Here is a 15,241-nt window from a genome sequence, read left to right as displayed (position 1 = left end):
CGCGCTACCTGCCGAATTACCTGGGCTGGCGCTGGATACTCGACGCCAGGCGTATCCGCTCACCAGAAACGTTATTGAAAGCAACGCTGGGAGCATTCCCACATTTGACGGTGACATAGCCAAGAAAAACGCCGGCCAGTGGCAACACTGTCCGGCGTTTTTTTATCGATTCAGCCTTATTTCAGCACCAGTTTCAACGCCGGTTTTTCACCGTAATCTTCATAGCGCTCGTTGATGCCGGCGATACAGAACGTGATTTCTTCCAGTAAATCAGGCACTTGCGCCTTCATGCTTTCGGCGTCCTGTACGACGATGTCGAGCACTTCGTTCGGCTTCAAACGGAACTGCGTCATGTTTTCGTCGTCGCGCAGGTAGCTGAGGCAATCGACCCAGGCATCCATGCTGTTGCCGTAAAACTCGGGGAAACCGAAGGCTTGCACGCATTGCCCGTGGAAGCTCGCTGCGTCGGTGATGTCTTTTCCATTCAGGATGGCAGTGGCCATGGTCTTCCTCAGTTCTTCAGCGACAGCACATCCTGCATGTCGAACAGGCCGGTGGGCTTGTCGGCCAGGAAACGCGCGGCGCGCAGGGCGCCGTGGGCGTAGGTGACGCGGCTGCTCGACTTGTGGCTGATCTCGATGCGCTCGCCGATGCCGGCAAACAACACCGTATGGTCGCCCACGATATCGCCGCCGCGGATGGTGGCAAAGCCGATGGTCGACGGGTCGCGTTCGCCCGTCACGCCTTCGCGGCCGTACACGGCGCATTCCTTCAAGTCGCGTCCCAGGGCGCCGGCCACCACTTCACCCATTTGCAGGGCCGTGCCCGACGGCGCATCGACCTTGAAGCGGTGATGGGCTTCGATAATTTCAATGTCGTAGCCTTCGGACAAGCTTTTCGCGGCCAGTTCCAGCAATTTCATGGTGACATTCACGCCCACGCTCATGTTCGGCGCGAACATGATGGCCGTCTTTTCGGCGGCGGCGGCAATGGCAGCCTTGCCAGCGTCATCGAAACCGGTGGTGCCGATGATCATCTTGATACCGTGCTCGGCGCAATACGCCAGGTGCTGCAAAGTGCCTTCCGGACGCGTGAAATCGATCAGGAAGTCGGCGTTCGCCAGTCCCTTCGCCAGGTCGGACTGCGTCAGCACGCCGGCCGGCTTGCCGAGGAAGGCGGCCGCATCCTGTCCGATCGACGGCGAACCGGCACGGTCGAGCGCGCCGGCCAGCACGGCGTCGGGCGCATTGCTGACCGCTTCGATCAGGATATGGCCCATGCGGCCGCTGGCGCCAGCGATGGCAATTTTCAGTTCAGTCATTTTATTCTCTTACAGCAACTTATTTGGTGGGTTCGGCAGCAGGTGCAGGCTCGGCGGCAGGCGCAGGCGTCACTTCCGGCTTGCTCACAGGAATGGCAGGAGCGGCATCGGCCGGCACGGGCACGGCGCTCGGCGCCACGGGCGACGGCACGGCGGCGGCTGGCGCGTCGGCCTTGGCGACCTTGGCGAACGGCGACGGACCGGCGATGCGGTCGATGTATTCTTTCTCCGTCGGCAAGTTACCGCCTTCGAAACGTTCAACCTTGCCATCCTTGCCGAAGTACACGACCACGCGGCTGCTGGTGGTTTCGCCACTGCCCCGTGCCAGGCGGAATGGATAATCCCAGCGGTCGGCATGGAAGATATCAGTCAGCAGCGAGGTGCCGAGGACGAAACGCACCTGGTCGCGCGTCATGCCCACTTTCAACTGGGCCAGCATCTCTTCGGAGACAAAGTTGCCTTGTTGAATATCAGGACGGTAGGGCGAGAAAAACCACATGAATTTTTGCAGCGGCGTAATGGTGGTCGTTTGTGCGCCCTGTTCGGGAACCAGTTCCTTGCCTTCTTTTTGAGCAGCTGCCGGCTTTTCGCCCAGGATGCCACGGTTGGCGCAGCCGGACATGGCCAGCGCGACACAGACCATGCCTGCCAAGACTGGTGCTCGAAATGGAATACGGTGCCAGAGAGATGGCAATACAGCCGGTGTTACGCGCATAAATGACCTCAATTGGATGAACAAAACGCCAGGAGTGACCGGCCCGCCAAAAAAAAGCATATTTTGGCACTCCCCGACAAAACGCTATATGATAAAGCACCTGACCCACATACGAGCAACAAACATGAGTAACAATCCTAGTGATCTCAAGGCAAGCGGCCTGAAAGCCACCCTGCCACGGCTGAAGATACTCGATATCTTCCAGAGTAGCCCGGTACGCCACCTGACCGCGGAAGACGTCTACAAGATTCTGCTGGCCGACAATATGGATGTCGGTTTGGCAACTGTCTATCGCGTCCTGACGCAATTCGAACAGGCCGGCTTGCTCAATCGCAACCATTTTGAAACCGGCAAGGCGATTTTCGAGCTCAACGAAGGCTCCCACCACGACCATCTGGTGTGCCTCGACTGTGGCCGGGTCGAAGAATTCTTCGACGAAGACATCGAAGTGCGCCAGCAAAAAGTGGCCGAAGAACGCGGCTTCAAGATCGCCGAACACGCTTTGGCCATCTACGGCAACTGCATCAAGACGGCTTGCCCGCACAAAACAGCCTGACCCAAGCCGGCCGTTTCCGCAAGGGAACGGCCGGCGCGCCAGGCAGTACGATCAATGATGGCTCAGCGCGCTTGACAGCAGCTTGGCCGTGATATCGACGATCGGAATGACGCGCTCGTAAGCCATGCGCGTCGGCCCGATCACTCCCAACGTTCCCACGATCTTGCCGTTGACTTCATACGGCGCCGTCACCACGCTCATCTCATCCATCGGCACCAGGTTCGATTCGCCGCCGATAAAAATCTGCACGCCCGTCGCCTTGCTCGACACGTCGAGCAGCTGCATCAAGCCCGTTTTTTGCTCGAACATGTCGAACATCTGGCGCAGCGAATGCATGTTCGACGACAGATCGCTCACGCTGAGCAAGTTGCGCTCGCCGGAAATCACCATGTCATCGCTATGGTCGGCCATCGCTTCGCTGCCCGCTTCCACGGCCGCCTGCATCAAACTGCCCATATCGTCGCGTAACTGGCGCAATTCGCCCTGCAGGCGCACGCGCACGGCATCGAAGGACAGGCCGCCATAATTCTGATTGATGTAATTGGCCGATTGCACCAGTTGCGCCGGCGTATAGTCGGCCTCCGTCAGCAATAAACGGTTCTGCACGTCGCCGCCGGGCGCGACGATGACGAGCAGGATGCGTTTTTCCGACAGGCGCAGGAATTCGATTTGCTGGAACACGGATTCGCGGCGCGGACTGAGCACGACGCCGGCAAACTGCGACAGCGACGACAGCATCTGCGCCGCGTTGGCGATGGTTTTTTGCGGTTGCGGCGTCTGCAGGCGCATGCGCGATTCCACCAGGTGCTCGTCCAGGTGCCGCACGGTCAGCAAGGTGTCGACAAAGATGCGGTAGCCGCGCGGCGTGGGGATGCGTCCCGCCGAGGTGTGCGGACTGGACACATAACCGAGCTCTTCCAGGTCGGCCATGATGTTGCGGATCGTGGCCGGCGACAGGTCGAGGCCGGAAATTTTCGACAAGGCGCGCGAACCGACCGGCAGGCCGTCGGCGATATATCGCTCGACCAGGGCTTTCAGCAGTGTTTGGGCACGTGTATCGAGTTGCATGGTGTTTTATTTAGGCAAGTATTTTGTTAAGCAAGCGGCAACGAAAGCGGCCGAACGTGCGTCAACAGCGCCTATTATGCACGTTCGCCCGGCCTGCGGCGATCAATCTTCCAGTTGCCCTTGCAACCACAGCAACAATTCATCAAAGTTGGCGCAGATGGCGTCGGGCTGCACGCCGGCGGCCAGGTGCGCATCGCTGCCCTTGCGGTTCATCCAGACGGCGCGCATGCCCGCCCCCTGCGCTCCCGTCACGTCGAAATACAGGTCGTCGCCCACATACACGGCTTCATGGGGCGCGACGTCCAGCGCGGCGCAAGCTGCCAGGAAGATGCTGGCGTCGGGCTTGGCCACGCCAAAATCGCTGGCGGCGATCGATACCTTGAAATGCTGCGCCAGGCCGATAATGTCAAGGTCCGCATTGCCATTCGAGATCGAACCGACCAGCATGCGCTGGCGCATCCAGGCCAGGCCCGGCAAGACGTCGTCATACGGCTGGACGCGGTTGCGCGCGGCCAGGAATTGCAGGATAGCGCCGTCGACCAGGGCGGGATCCTCGCCGGCAGCCTCGAAGGCGGCCAGCAGGCCCGCGCGGCGCAACTCGATCAGGTTGCCATGGAAATGCGGTTGTTCCTTGAGCATGGCCAGGCGGTGCTGGCGCAGCACCTCGATGGAAAACTGCCGCGCCACCTTGGGCGCATGCGTGGCCAGCCAGTCGTGCAGCAGGGTTTCCGCGGCGGCGATCACGGGCGCGATGGGCCACAAGGTATCGTCGAGGTCAAACAGGATGGCCTTGGGCGGCACGGCGGGTTTTACGGGGGCAAGGGACATGGGACTCACAATGGGATGCTGCGTCACGTTGCGCAGGGTGCGTCTATTGTCGCACCGATCGACGCCGCCGGCATGGCTGCGCCCCCGTGAAATGGGGCCGGGCCAGCGCTTCCCGGCGAAAAATTGTTACAGGGTGATACAAGGCAAGGTCATCCAGCTTGCCAGATAGACTAAAATAGGCGCCATTCCAATGCGGCGCCAGCGTCCGCGTTGCGCTACCCAACTTAATTCGTTTTGGAGAATGTATGAAAAATTTGTACCTGCGCTCGATGCTGGCGGCGGCTTGCGCCGTCACCCTGGCAGCCTGCGGCGGCAGCGGCGGCAACCTGTATCTGCAAGTCTCAGTCAGCGGCCTGGCCAAGGATGGCCTGATTCTCCAGAATGACGGGGAACGCTTGCCGGTTCCTGTGGGCCAGGGCACCGTCGTCTTCACCAAGCTGGTCAAGAACGATGACCGCTACAATATTACCATCGCGGAACAGCCCAAGGGCGCCGTTTGCACCATCGCCAATGGCGCCGGCAAGGCATCGAGCTATTCCGTGAACACGGCCTTGGTGAGCTGCACAACCAACAGCTACCCGCTGAATGGCACGATCACAGGCCTGACCGCCGATGGCTTGCGCCTGGTGATGGGCCCCAAAGGCATCACCCTGTCGGCTGGCGCCACCGCCTACACATTCACTTCGGTAGCTGACGGCGCCCCGTACGGTATTTCCATACTGGCTCAGCCAACGGGCCTGACGTGCCGCTTCCAGGGTTCAAAGAGTACCGACGCCAGCGATACGGTCGGCACGATGGGCTCTGCCGCCACGACCGCGGCCACACTTGACTGCACGCCGCAGTAATCCTTGCGATCCGTCACCTATTTTTTGGAGAAATACATGAAGTTATCCTGCTTGCGCCCACTCGCCGCGCTGCTGCTGACCCTGGGACTGGCCGCTTGCGGCGGCAAGGCCTCGTATGAGGTCGGCGGAACGATCTTTGGCTTGACCAATGAAGGGCTGATCCTGGCAAATGGCAGCGACACCCTCCCGGTTCCTGCGGGCAAAACGTCGTTCACTTTTATCAAGCGCATCGACTATGGCACCGACTACAACATCACCTTCAACAAACAACCGGCCCACATGACTTGCAGCATCAGCGGCGGTTCCGGCTCGGCTGGTCATTACATCAATATCAGCGCCGCTGTTACTTGCTTGCAAAACAAATATACCGTGGGCGGCACGATTTCCGGCCTGACCGTGGATGGCCTGGTGCTGATTAACGGTAGTACAATAACAACGGTGGCCAAGGACACCACGACGTTTACCATGGCCGGCCCAGTCGACTATGGCGACACCTATGCCGTCAGCGTCTCCGTTCAGCCGAAGGGTCTGCAGTGCGACCTGGCCCCAGGTACCGAAAAAGGCACCATGGGCGAAGGGAATGTAACGACGGTGAAGATCGCCTGCAAACCCGTCTGAGTTGCAGCAACGGTAGCCGCCAGGCGGCTACCGGGAAGAGATATCATGGAAATCTATAATTGATATTCCAAAGATAAATTGGAGTTATATGTGGCGATGCAGCATAATGCATCTGTCTCCTCCAACTCTTCCAAGAATTGGATTTAGCCCGCTTTTACCAGCGGGCTTTTTTTTGCCCAGAATTTCTCACGCGGGCTTATTCAAGCCCGGCTGCAACATCTGCACGATGCTGGAAAAATCCTGCTGCGCATAACCGGCTTGCGCATGCATCTGGTACATCTGCCGCACCAGGCCGCCCAAGGGCGTGGGCGCGTTCGCCGACAGGGCCGACTGCTGCGCCAGGCCCAGGTCTTTCAGCATCAGCGCCGTGCCAAAGCCGCCCGTGTAATTGCGCGACGCGGGCGTGCCATCCATGACGCCGGGCCACGGGTTATACACTTCCAGGGTCCAGTTGCGGCCCGAACTCTTGGCCATGATGTCGGACAACACTTTCGGATCCAGGCCATGCGCCACGCCCAGATTCAGCGCTTCGGCCGTCCCCGCCATCAAGATGCCCAGCAGCATGTTGTTGCAAATCTTCGCCACCTGGCCCGCGCCCGCCTCGCCCGCATGGAAGATGTTCTTGCCCATCTTTTCCAGCAAGGGACGCGCCTGCTGCAAGCCTGCTTCGCTGCCGCCGACGATAAAGGTCAGGGTGCCGGCCGCCGCGCCCGCCGTGCCGCCCGAAACGGGCGCATCGATCATGGTAAAGCCCCGCTCGCTGGCCGCCTGCGCCACTTGCCGCGCCACATCGGCGGCGATGGTGCTGCAATCGATGAACAGGGCGCCGGGCTTGGCCGAGTCCAGCACGCCGCCCGCCGCCAGGTACAGCTCCTGCACGTGCTTGTTGGCTGGCAACATGGTGATGACGGCGTCAGCCGTCTGCACGGCCGCGCTGGCGGACGCGGCCGCCGTGGCGCCCGCCTCGACCAGCGACGCCACGGCCGCCGGCGTCAGGTCGAATACGGATACGTGGAAGCCGGCGGCCACCAGGTTGCGGGCCATCGGCGCGCCCATGTTGCCCAAGCCGATGAAAGCGATATGTTGCATTTTTAAAGTCTCCTGTTGTTCTTTTAATGTAGGTCGCGCAAAGGATGGCTATCCCACGGCGCCGTGAAATATCCATTGAGATACGCGTCGCCGACGCCGGCCAGGCTGGCCGGCTGCCACTGCGGCGCGTTGTCCTTGTCGATCAGCAAGGCGCGCACGCCTTCGCTGAAGTCCGCATGGGCGCAGCACTGCACGGCAACGATCAATTCCAGCTGGAACACTTGCGCCAAACTCATATGGCGCGTGCGTTCGCGCATGGCCCAGACCAGGGCAGCGGAACTGGGCGCGCCCTTGTGCAGCGAGTGGGCCGCCTTTTGCAGCCAGGCCGAATCGCCGTCATACGCGGCGATGGCGGCCACCACTTCGGGCAAGGTGGGCGCTTGCGTCAGCGCGGCGATGGCGTCGAAGTTGGCGCGCACTTCGGATACGGGCAGCAAGGACGCGGGAGCCGAGAAGCCGCGCAGCAGGCGGTCCAGCTGCTCGCTGTTCGCCTGCGGGCTGGCTTGCCATTGCGCCAGCGCCAGCGCGTCGAGCACCATGTTCCGCTCTTCCTGGCGCAGGAAATAGTCGCCCAGCCCCGCAAACAGGGCGTCAGCCGCGTTCATCGGTGCCCCCGTCAGCCCCAGGAACAGGCCGCTGCGACCCGGCATGCGGCCCAGGAACCAGCTGCCGCCCACGTCCGGGAACAAGCCAATCGTGATTTCCGGCATGGCGATGCGCGTGCTTTCCGTCACGACGCGGTGGCTGGCGCCCGCCATCAGCCCCAGGCCGCCGCCCATGACGATGCCGCCGCCCCACACCAGCAGCGGTTTCGCATACGTGTGGATGCGGTGGTCGAGCCGGTATTCCTCGGCAAAGAAGGCCAGCGCCTGCGGGTTCGGCACGACACCCGCTTGCTCGACGACGGCCGAACGCAGGCTGCGCACGTCGCCGCCCGCGCAGAAGGCCTTGTCGGTCGACGATTGCAGCACCACGCAGGCGATGGCCTCGTCACCGGCCCAGCGCACGAGGGCGCCATCGATGGCGCGTATCATGTCCAGGGTCAGCGCGTGCAAGGACTTTGGCGCATCGAGGGTGATGACGCCCAGCTTCATGCCGCCGGGACATTCCCGCTCTTCTATCTTGACGGTCTCAACCAAGGTTTCAGCCACAGTATTTTCAGCCATTCTTCCACTCCGCCGGACGTTTTTCCAGGAACGCTTGCACGCCTTCTTTCTGGTCTTGCGTATCGAACAGGCCGAGGAACAGGGTGCGTTCATCGGGCAGGGACGCGACCAGCGGATGGCTGCGCGCGCCCTGGATCAGGGTCTTGCACGCCGTCACGCTGCTGGGGCTTTGGCGGGCCACCTTGGCGGCCAGCGCCAGCGCCGTGGCGGCAGCCTTGCCGGTTGGCACGACTTCCTCGACGAGGCCGATGGCCAGGGCCTTGGCCGCATCGACCCGCTCGCCGCACAGAATCATGCGCTTGGCCCAGCCTTCGCCCACCAGCCACGGCAAATGCTGCGTGCCGCCCGCGCACGGCAGCAAGCCGACGGACGCTTCAGGCAGGGCCATCTGCGCATGTTCCTCGGCAATGCGGATATCGCACGCCAGCGCGCATTCCAGGCCGCCGCCCATGGCGTAGCCATTGATGGCGGCGATGCTGACGCCGCGAAACGCGGACAGCGCCTCGAACGCCTCGCCAAACGCGGCGGCCATGGCGAACGCCATATCCTTGTTGCCGTCGGCAAACACTTTCAAATCGGCGCCGGCCGAAAAGAACTTGGCGCCGCCGCCCGTGATCACGAGCGCATACACGTCCGGGTCCCCATTCAGGTCGGCCACCAGCTCCTTCAGGGCGCGCAGGCTGTCCAGGGTCCACGTGTGGGCGGGCGGGTTGTCGAGGGTCACCAGGGCCGTATGGCCACGGCGTTCCAGCAGCAGATTGGTATACACTTTGGTCATCGTAAGGTCTCCGTGGCGCCGTCTTTCAAGATCGCTCGCGCGACGATCAGGCGCATGATTTCATTCGTCCCTTCCAGGATCTGGTGCACCCGCGTGTCGCGCACGTGGCGCTCGAGCGGATACTCGCGGATATAGCCGTAGCCGCCATGCAATTGCAGCGCATCGTTGGCCACATTGAAACCCACATCCGTGGCGAAACGTTTTGCCATAGCGCAATATGCCGTGGCGTCAGGGCTTTCCTGGTCCAGTTTCCAAGCAGCCAGGCGCACCATCTGGCGCGCCGCCACCAGCTCCGTCAGCATGTCGGCCAGCTTAAATTGCAGGGCCTGGAACTGGGCCAGCTCGCGGCCGAACTGCGTGCGCTCCTTCATGTAGGCCTGCGCCCGTGTGAGGGCCGCCTGCGCCGTGCCCACCGAGCACACGGCGATATTGATGCGACCGCCATCGATGCCCTTCATGGCGATGGCAAAGCCTTCGCCTTCCGCGCCCAGCAAGTTGCCAACAGGCACTTTCACCTGGTCGAAGCTGATGATGCGCGTGGGCTGGCTGTTCCAGCCCATCTTTTCTTCTTTCTTGCCATACACGATGCCGGGCAAATTCGCCGGCACGGCAAACGCGGAAATGCCGGCCGCGCCCTCGCCGCCCGTGCGCGCCATGACGATCAGCATATCCGTCTGGCCCGCGCCGGAAATGAAGGCTTTCGTGCCGTCGAGCACATAAAAATCGCCCTCCTTCACTGCCTTGGTGCGCAAGGAGGCCGCGTCGGAACCGGACTGCGGTTCCGTCAGGCAATAGCTGGCCAGCTTCTGGCCGGCCGCCAGAGCAGGCACCCACTCGTCGCACAGGGCTTCCTGCCCCCAGCGCGACAGCATCCAGGTGGCCATGTTGTGGATGGTGATGTAGGCCGTGGTCGAGGTGCAGCCGCCGGCCAGCTCCTCGAAGACGATGGCCGCATCCTGGCGGGACAGGCCCAGGCCGCCCCAGCGCTGCGGCGTGTACAGGCCGCAAAAGCCCATCTCGCCCGCCTTGGCGATGGTTTCCACGGGAAAAATCGATTCCGCGTCCCAATGGGCCGCGTGCGGCGCCAGTTCACCTTCGGCAAACGCGCGCGCCGCCTGCTGGAACTCGCGCTGCTCGTCGCTCAGTTCAAAGTCCATGCCAGCTCCTTATTTCAGGCTGATGGTGGTGTTGACCTTGCCCACCGAGGCCGCGTCCGTGAACCAGCGCTGGGTGATCGTCTGCGTCTGCGTGTAGAACAGCACGACTTGCTTGCCGAACGGGCCCAGGTCGCCCAGTTTCGAGCCACGCGAACCCGTAAAGCTGAACAGGGGAACGGGCACGGGGATGGGCACGTTGATGCCGACCTGGCCCACGTCGATTTCTTCCTGGAAATAACGGGCGGCCGCGCCGCTTTGCGTGAACAGGGCAGTGCCATTGCCGTTCGGATTCGCATTCACCAGGGCAATCGCTTCATCCAGGGTATCGACTTCGACGACGATCAGGACGGGGCCAAAGATTTCCTGGTCATATACGACCATGCCGGGTTTCACGCCGGACAGAATCGTCGGTCCGACGAAGTTGCCGTTTGGATAGCCATCGACCTTCACGTCGCGGCCATCGAGAGTCAGCACGGCGCCCTGCTCGATGCCCTTGGCGACCAGGCTGTGCACGCGATCCTTGGCTGCGCAGGAAATGACAGGGCCCAGGTCCGGATTGTCCTTGCCCGCGCCCACGGTCAGGGTTTGTGCCTTGGCCGCCAGTTCCGGCAGCCAGTCGCGCGCTTCGCCCACCAGCACGGCGACGGACGCGGCCATGCAGCGCTGGCCGGCGGCGCCGAAGCCTGCGCCCAACAACTGATTCAGGGTTTGTTCCTTGTTGGCGTCAGGCAAGACGACGGCGTGGTTCTTGGCGCCCATCATGCATTGCGCGCGCTTGCCGTTCAGGCTGGCGCGCTGGTACACATGCGTGCCCACCTTGCTCGAACCTACGAACGAGATGGCCTTGATGTCCGGATGGTCGCACAGGGCATTGACCACGTCTTCGCCGCCGTGAATCACGTTCAGCACGCCGGCAGGGATGCCCGCCTGCAAGGCCAGGCGCACGAGTTTTTCCGTCACCAGCGGATCTTGCTCCGATGGTTTCAGCACGAAAGTATTGCCGCAGGCAATTGCCATCGGGAACATCCACAGGGGGATCATGGCGGGGAAATTGAACGGGGTAATGCCCGCGCACACGCCCAGCGGCTGCATCACGCTGTAGGTATCGACGCCGCCGGCCACGTTTTGCGCGTACTCGCCCATTTGCAGGGTGCCGATATTGGCCGCATGTTCCACCACTTCCAGGCCGCGGAAGACGTCGCCTTCCGCGTCGAGCAGGGTCTTGCCCTGTTCCATCGTCAGGGTGGCGGCCAGGTCGGCCATGTTTTCACGGATCAGCTGCTGCAATTTGAGGAAAATGCGGGCGCGCGCGCCGATCGGCGTCTTGCGCCAGGTCTTGAAGGCGCGCTGGGCCGAGGCGATGGCCGCATTGACTTCCTCCGGCGTGGCGAACGGTACCTTGGCCAGGACTTCCTGCGTGGCAGGGTTGACGACGTCGCGCCAGACGGTGGTGGTCGATTCAACCCACTCGCCGTTGATCAGCAGTGGAACGGTAGGGATGGAAGTTTGCGTGGTCACTCGGTGTCTCCTCATTGGGGGTATAGGTCTGTTTGCATTATTCGCACAATACGGGCCGCAAACAAGGCGTGAAAATGCGAGATAATGCAAAGCTGAATCTGTTAATCTGCAAAGATTGTAAATTTGCAGACTCCACAAACCGGGGAAGAGGAAACGCGATGGCAAAGGTTTTCATGGGCGTGCGCCTGCAGCGCCTGCGCGAGGAACGGCGCATGACGCAGGTGGCGCTGGCCAAGTCCCTGGGCATTTCGCCCAGCTACCTGAACCAGATGGAGCGCAACCAGCGCCCGCTGACGGTGCCCATTTTGCTGCGCATCGGCAGCGTGCTGGGGGTCGATCCGCAAATCTTTTCCGAACACGACAGCGCCAGCCTGGTGGCCGACGTGCGCGACGTGTTCGGCGAATTGCCCGACGCGCCGCCCACCTCGATGGCGGAACTCAAAATGCTGGTGGAAAACATGCCGGAACTGGCCCGCTCGATTTTGCTCTTGCAGCGGCGCTACCGGGTGATGGCGGAGCGGGCCGACACGCTGGCCGCACGCCTAGACGATGGCAGCCGCGGCGCAAGTTCGGCGGCGCCGTCCACGGACGAGGAAGTGCGCGAATACCTGAACCGGCGGCAAAATTACATCGATGAGCTGGACCGGGCGGCGGAAAGCGTGGCGGGTGAACTCGATCCATCCCTGCGCACGCTCGATGCGCTGCAAGGGCGTCTGCTGGATCGCCACGGCATCCGGGTCCAACTATCCGATGGCGACGCGGGCATGGTGCGCAAGCACCGCTATGACGCCCAGCAACACATCTTGTGGCTGCCCGACACCCTGACGGGCGGCCAGCGCGCCTTCCAGATGGCGGCGCAGATCAGCCTGCTCGAGCACAGCGAGCTGATCGACGCCCTCGTGCTGACGGCGGGATTCTCCGGCGCGGCCGCGCAAACGAGCGCGCGCCTGGCCTTTTCCAATTATTTCGCCGGCGCCCTGCTGATGCCGTACCAGCGCTTCCTGCAGGCGGCGGAAACGCGCGCCTACGATATCGAGCGCCTGGCACACCAGTTCGGCGTGGGTTTCGAAGCCGTATGCCACCGCCTGAGCACCATGCAGCGCCCCGAGGCGGCGGGACTGCCATTCTTCTTTGTGCGCGTCGACCGGGCCGGCAATGTCTCGAAGCGCCAGTCGGCCACGGACTTCCATTTTTCCAGAGTGGGCGGCACGTGTCCGCTGTGGATCGTCTACGACGCCTTCAGCCATCCGGGCCAGGTACTGACGCAGGTGGCCAGCATGCCCGACGGCTGCACCTATCTGTGGATCGCGCGCCAGGTCAGCACGGCGTCGCCGGGCTTCCGCGCGCCCGGCAAAACCTTTGCCGTGGCACTGGGCTGCGACATCTCGCAGGCGCACCGGCTGATCTATTCGAAGGGACTCGATCTGCACGACCCCACCAGCGCCACGCCCATCGGCACGGGCTGCAAGGTGTGCGAGCGCCAAAGCTGCCCGCAGCGGGCGTTTCCGTCGCTGCTGGCACCGCCGCCAGCGTCCGCCTGACTTACTCGACGACCCGGGCGCGCAGCGCGTCGAATTCACGCGCAAATTGCGCGCGCCAGTCGCGCCGCGTGGATTCGGCTATCCAGGCCGCGTCCAGGCCATTGAGCATGAAGCCGCGCATGTCGTCCAGGCCGAAACCGAATTCGCGCATCATCATCCAGGCGCCCGTCGGCGTCACGTGGTGCAGGGTCGGGTCGTCCGTATTCGGATGCAGTTTCAGGCCCAGCTTGGCCATGGCGCGGATCGGGTGGTCCAATGCCCAGCGCTCGGGCGCCAGGGTGCGCAGATAGTAGGAATTGGTCGGCACGACCGTAAATACGAGACCGCGCTCCACGCAGCGCTGCGCCAATTGAGGATTATCAACAATCGTGTAGCCATGGTCGACCCGGTCCACCTGCAACTGCTCGATGGCCGTCTCCACGTTCATCCATGGCATGCCGAATTCGCCCGCGTGCGCCGTGCACTTGAAGCCGGCCTCGCGCGCGGCGCGGTAGGCTTCGATGAAGAGTTCTGGCGGGCGGTCGTTTTCGCGGTAATCGATGCCGATGCCGATGACTTCCGGCGCGCGGTAAGCCTTCATCCATTCCACCATCTGCACGGCTTCGGCGGGACTCGCTTCGCGGTCGATGCTGGGGATCAGACGGCCGATCACGCCGAAATCGCGCTGCGCGTCGCGGATGGCGGCCACGATGGCGTCTTGCGCCGCGTCATAGCGGATGCCCGACACGCGCACGGTGCCGGTGGGGTTCCAAAAGAATTCCGCGTAGCGCACGCCGTGGCCATGCACGTCTTCCAGGTATTCGTAGGCGAGGCAATACAGGTCCGTCGGCGAGACGATCAGGTGCGCGTCGAGCGCGCGCAGCACGCGCAGCACGCCGACAGGCTTGTCGCCGCGCGTGTAAAACGCGTCGATTTCCTCGGAAGTGACGACATTGCCCGTCTTGGCGGCCAGCGCACGGAAAGTGGCTTGCCGCACCGTGCCGAACAGGTGGCAATGCAGCTCCACTTTCGGCATGGCGCGTAAAAACTGTTCGATGCTCAGGGGTGAATTAGACATGAAGCTCGTTTCGTAGTGAAGTGGGTCAGACGAGAATGGCGGCCAGGCGGCGCATCAGGCGCTCGATGGCGGCCGGGCCGTCGGCCAGCATCGCCACTTGCGTGTTGATGGGTGCGCGGCGCGGCACGCGGAATTCGCACACCGTCATGCCGCGCGTCAGTTCGCCCGTCAATTCGATGGCCACGTGGGCGCTCTGGAACTGGAACAGCTGCGGCGCTTCCAGGTACAGGGCCACCACGGGGTCGTACATGGGCATGGGCACGGAACCGTCGGCACTGCGGATGCGCACATACGCTTCCAGGTAACCGGCCAGACGCTGCGCGCGCGGCGTGCCGATGGCGCGCAGCTGCTCCACTTCCACGTTTGTCACCAGCAGCTGGCGGCACAGGTTCAAGCCGAACATGCGCAGCGGGATGCGCGCCTGGAACACCTGGGCGGCCGCTTCCGGGTCGGCAAAGATATTGAATTCCGCCGCCGCCGTGTGGTTGCCCTGGTCGGTCGAGCCGCCCATCAGGATGATTTCGACGATTTTTTCCGCGATGTCCGGCGCGCGGCTCAAGGCCGTGGCCAGGTTGGTCATCGGCGCAATCGCCATGATGGTGATCTGGCCAGGATACTTGCGCACGGCGGCGATCAGCGCGTCGACGGCGTGGCCGGCAGCATCCGTGGCGGCGCCGGGCGGCAGGATCTCGCCCGTCGTCGGCATGCCGCTGTCGCCGAGGATGCGCTGCGCCGTTTCGATGACGCCGGCCAGCGGCTCTTCGCAGCCGCGGTAGATCGGCACCGTCAAGCCATCATGGGCCTTGATGCGCAAGGCGTTGTCGTAGGTGATGTCGACGGGCGCATTGCCCGCCACCACGCTCACGCCCAGCCACTCGATATCGGGATTGCTGCCCAAGAGCAACATCGTCAGCCAGTCGTCGAAACCGGGATCGGTATCGAGCCATATCTTTTTCAAGGATTGGGTCATGATGCTTTCCAGTA

Annotated in this window: 15 protein-coding genes and 2 pseudogenes; 5 read left to right on the top strand and 12 right to left on the bottom strand. The window is 62.7% G+C overall.

All coding sequences use genetic code 11. The annotated features are described in order from the left end of the window. Window positions 1–119 (top strand): annotated as a pseudogene (locus OX460_RS28325) (IS1595 family transposase); the annotation flags it as partial. A 57-nt stretch (window positions 120–176) separates the two neighbouring features. Here the strand turns inward: OX460_RS28325 and OX460_RS28320 are convergent. Genes OX460_RS28320 through OX460_RS28310 form a run of 3 tightly spaced genes read right to left on the bottom strand, consistent with a single transcriptional unit; the run spans window position 177 to window position 1,964 of the window. After that, the gene (locus tag OX460_RS28320) at window positions 177–503 is read right to left on the bottom strand and encodes a barstar family protein (RefSeq protein ID WP_289900638.1); all 327 of its coding nucleotides are present in this window, start codon (window positions 501–503) and stop codon (window positions 177–179) included. An 8-nt stretch (window positions 504–511) separates the two neighbouring features. Next, on the bottom strand, window positions 512–1,321 hold the full coding sequence (dapB, locus tag OX460_RS28315) for a 4-hydroxy-tetrahydrodipicolinate reductase (RefSeq protein ID WP_099666270.1): 810 nt from the start codon (window positions 1,319–1,321) through the stop codon (window positions 512–514). 19 nt (window positions 1,322–1,340) lie between these two features. After that, window positions 1,341–1,964: an outer membrane protein assembly factor BamE gene (locus OX460_RS28310; protein ID WP_077408776.1), complete on the bottom strand. Its 624-nt coding sequence runs from the start codon at window positions 1,962–1,964 to the stop codon at window positions 1,341–1,343. Between the two features lie 196 nt (window positions 1,965–2,160). On the opposite strand from OX460_RS28310, the gene fur reads away from it, so the two are divergent. Next, a complete protein-coding gene (gene fur / locus OX460_RS28305) occupies window positions 2,161–2,592 on the top strand; it encodes a ferric iron uptake transcriptional regulator (RefSeq protein WP_034778781.1) in 432 nt (143 codons plus the stop codon). 51 nt (window positions 2,593–2,643) lie between these two features. On the opposite strand, the gene hrcA is transcribed toward fur, so the two are convergent. Together hrcA and OX460_RS28295 are read right to left on the bottom strand one after the other, a co-directional pair. Then, window positions 2,644–3,660 (bottom strand): heat-inducible transcriptional repressor HrcA, encoded by a 1,017-nt coding sequence (gene hrcA / locus OX460_RS28300; protein ID WP_034745713.1) that lies wholly within the window; start codon window positions 3,658–3,660, stop codon window positions 2,644–2,646. A gap of 102 nt (window positions 3,661–3,762) precedes the next feature. Next, window positions 3,763–4,488 carry an HAD family hydrolase gene (locus tag OX460_RS28295; RefSeq protein ID WP_251351296.1) on the bottom strand — a complete coding sequence of 242 codons (726 nt, stop codon included), beginning with the start codon at window positions 4,486–4,488 and terminating at the stop codon, window positions 3,763–3,765. Window positions 4,489–4,733: 245 nt separating this feature from the next. On the opposite strand from OX460_RS28295, the gene OX460_RS28290 reads away from it, so the two are divergent. Together OX460_RS28290 and OX460_RS28285 are read left to right on the top strand one after the other, a co-directional pair. Continuing rightward, complete coding sequence (locus OX460_RS28290) at window positions 4,734–5,333, top strand: hypothetical protein (RefSeq protein ID WP_289900637.1); 600 nt, start codon at window positions 4,734–4,736, stop codon at window positions 5,331–5,333. A 36-nt stretch (window positions 5,334–5,369) separates the two neighbouring features. Beyond that, the gene (locus tag OX460_RS28285; RefSeq protein WP_099666266.1) at window positions 5,370–5,951 is read left to right on the top strand and encodes a DUF4369 domain-containing protein; all 582 of its coding nucleotides are present in this window, start codon (window positions 5,370–5,372) and stop codon (window positions 5,949–5,951) included. A gap of 186 nt (window positions 5,952–6,137) precedes the next feature. On the opposite strand, the pseudogene mmsB reads toward OX460_RS28285, so the two are convergent. The 5 genes and pseudogenes from mmsB to OX460_RS28260 all read right to left on the bottom strand — a co-directional run. Then, window positions 6,138–7,046, bottom strand: a pseudogene (gene mmsB, locus OX460_RS28280) (3-hydroxyisobutyrate dehydrogenase); the annotation flags it as partial. A gap of 17 nt (window positions 7,047–7,063) precedes the next feature. After that, window positions 7,064–8,206, bottom strand: a complete 1,143-nt coding sequence (locus OX460_RS28275; RefSeq protein ID WP_289900636.1) for an enoyl-CoA hydratase/isomerase family protein — start codon at window positions 8,204–8,206, stop codon at window positions 7,064–7,066. Then, window positions 8,199–8,984: an enoyl-CoA hydratase gene (locus tag OX460_RS28270; protein WP_289900635.1), complete on the bottom strand. Its 786-nt coding sequence runs from the start codon at window positions 8,982–8,984 to the stop codon at window positions 8,199–8,201. Before OX460_RS28270 ends, OX460_RS28275 begins: the two co-directional genes overlap by 8 nt. After that, window positions 8,981–10,141 (bottom strand): acyl-CoA dehydrogenase family protein, encoded by a 1,161-nt coding sequence (locus OX460_RS28265; protein ID WP_251351301.1) that lies wholly within the window; start codon window positions 10,139–10,141, stop codon window positions 8,981–8,983. The genes OX460_RS28270 and OX460_RS28265 overlap by 4 nt, the downstream gene beginning before the upstream one ends. Window positions 10,142–10,150: 9 nt before the next feature. After that, entirely contained in the window at window positions 10,151–11,659 is a 1,509-nt protein-coding gene (locus tag OX460_RS28260) for a CoA-acylating methylmalonate-semialdehyde dehydrogenase (protein WP_289900634.1), read from the bottom strand. Window positions 11,660–11,817: 158 nt separating this feature from the next. Between OX460_RS28260 and OX460_RS28255 the strand changes: the two genes are divergently transcribed. Beyond that, the gene (locus OX460_RS28255; RefSeq protein WP_289900633.1) at window positions 11,818–13,200 is read left to right on the top strand and encodes a short-chain fatty acyl-CoA regulator family protein; all 1,383 of its coding nucleotides are present in this window, start codon (window positions 11,818–11,820) and stop codon (window positions 13,198–13,200) included. 1 nt (window position 13,201) lies between these two features. On the opposite strand, the gene OX460_RS28250 is transcribed toward OX460_RS28255, so the two are convergent. After that, window positions 13,202–14,257, bottom strand: a complete 1,056-nt coding sequence (locus OX460_RS28250; RefSeq protein ID WP_289900632.1) for an adenosine deaminase — start codon at window positions 14,255–14,257, stop codon at window positions 13,202–13,204. A 25-nt stretch (window positions 14,258–14,282) separates the two neighbouring features. Beyond that, on the bottom strand, window positions 14,283–15,227 hold the full coding sequence (locus OX460_RS28245) for a nucleoside hydrolase (RefSeq protein ID WP_289900631.1): 945 nt from the start codon (window positions 15,225–15,227) through the stop codon (window positions 14,283–14,285). Between the last annotated feature and the right edge of the window lie 14 nt (window positions 15,228–15,241).

It is taken from the genome of Janthinobacterium sp. SUN033, from assembly GCF_030397595.1.
GTDB classification, from domain to species: Bacteria; Pseudomonadota; Gammaproteobacteria; order Burkholderiales; family Burkholderiaceae_D; genus Janthinobacterium; species Janthinobacterium kumbetense.
Note: the sequence above shows the minus strand (reverse complement) of the source record. Positions and strands in the feature narration are given on the sequence as shown.

Bases quoted from the DNA above. Each gene is read 5' to 3' on its own strand.
- OX460_RS28320 (WP_289900638.1), bottom strand. From the start codon at position 503: ATGGCCACTGCCATCCTGAATGGAAAAGACATCACCGACGCAGCGAGC.
- dapB (WP_099666270.1), bottom strand. From the start codon at position 1,321: ATGACTGAACTGAAAATTGCCATCGCTGGCGCCAGCGGCCGCATGGGC.
- OX460_RS28310 (WP_077408776.1), bottom strand. From the start codon at position 1,964: ATGGTCTGTGTCGCGCTGGCCATGTCCGGCTGCGCCAACCGTGGCATC.
- fur (WP_034778781.1), top strand. From the start codon at position 2,161: ATGAGTAACAATCCTAGTGATCTCAAGGCAAGCGGCCTGAAAGCCACC.
- hrcA (WP_034745713.1), bottom strand. From the start codon at position 3,660: ATGCAACTCGATACACGTGCCCAAACACTGCTGAAAGCCCTGGTCGAG.
- OX460_RS28295 (WP_251351296.1), bottom strand. From the start codon at position 4,488: ATGTCCCTTGCCCCCGTAAAACCCGCCGTGCCGCCCAAGGCCATCCTG.
- OX460_RS28290 (WP_289900637.1), top strand. From the start codon at position 4,734: ATGAAAAATTTGTACCTGCGCTCGATGCTGGCGGCGGCTTGCGCCGTC.
- OX460_RS28285 (WP_099666266.1), top strand. From the start codon at position 5,370: ATGAAGTTATCCTGCTTGCGCCCACTCGCCGCGCTGCTGCTGACCCTG.
- OX460_RS28275 (WP_289900636.1), bottom strand. From the start codon at position 8,206: ATGGCTGAAAATACTGTGGCTGAAACCTTGGTTGAGACCGTCAAGATA.
- OX460_RS28270 (WP_289900635.1), bottom strand. From the start codon at position 8,984: ATGACCAAAGTGTATACCAATCTGCTGCTGGAACGCCGTGGCCATACG.
- OX460_RS28265 (WP_251351301.1), bottom strand. From the start codon at position 10,141: ATGGACTTTGAACTGAGCGACGAGCAGCGCGAGTTCCAGCAGGCGGCG.
- OX460_RS28255 (WP_289900633.1), top strand. From the start codon at position 11,818: ATGGCAAAGGTTTTCATGGGCGTGCGCCTGCAGCGCCTGCGCGAGGAA.
- OX460_RS28250 (WP_289900632.1), bottom strand. From the start codon at position 14,257: ATGTCTAATTCACCCCTGAGCATCGAACAGTTTTTACGCGCCATGCCG.
- OX460_RS28245 (WP_289900631.1), bottom strand. From the start codon at position 15,227: ATGACCCAATCCTTGAAAAAGATATGGCTCGATACCGATCCCGGTTTC.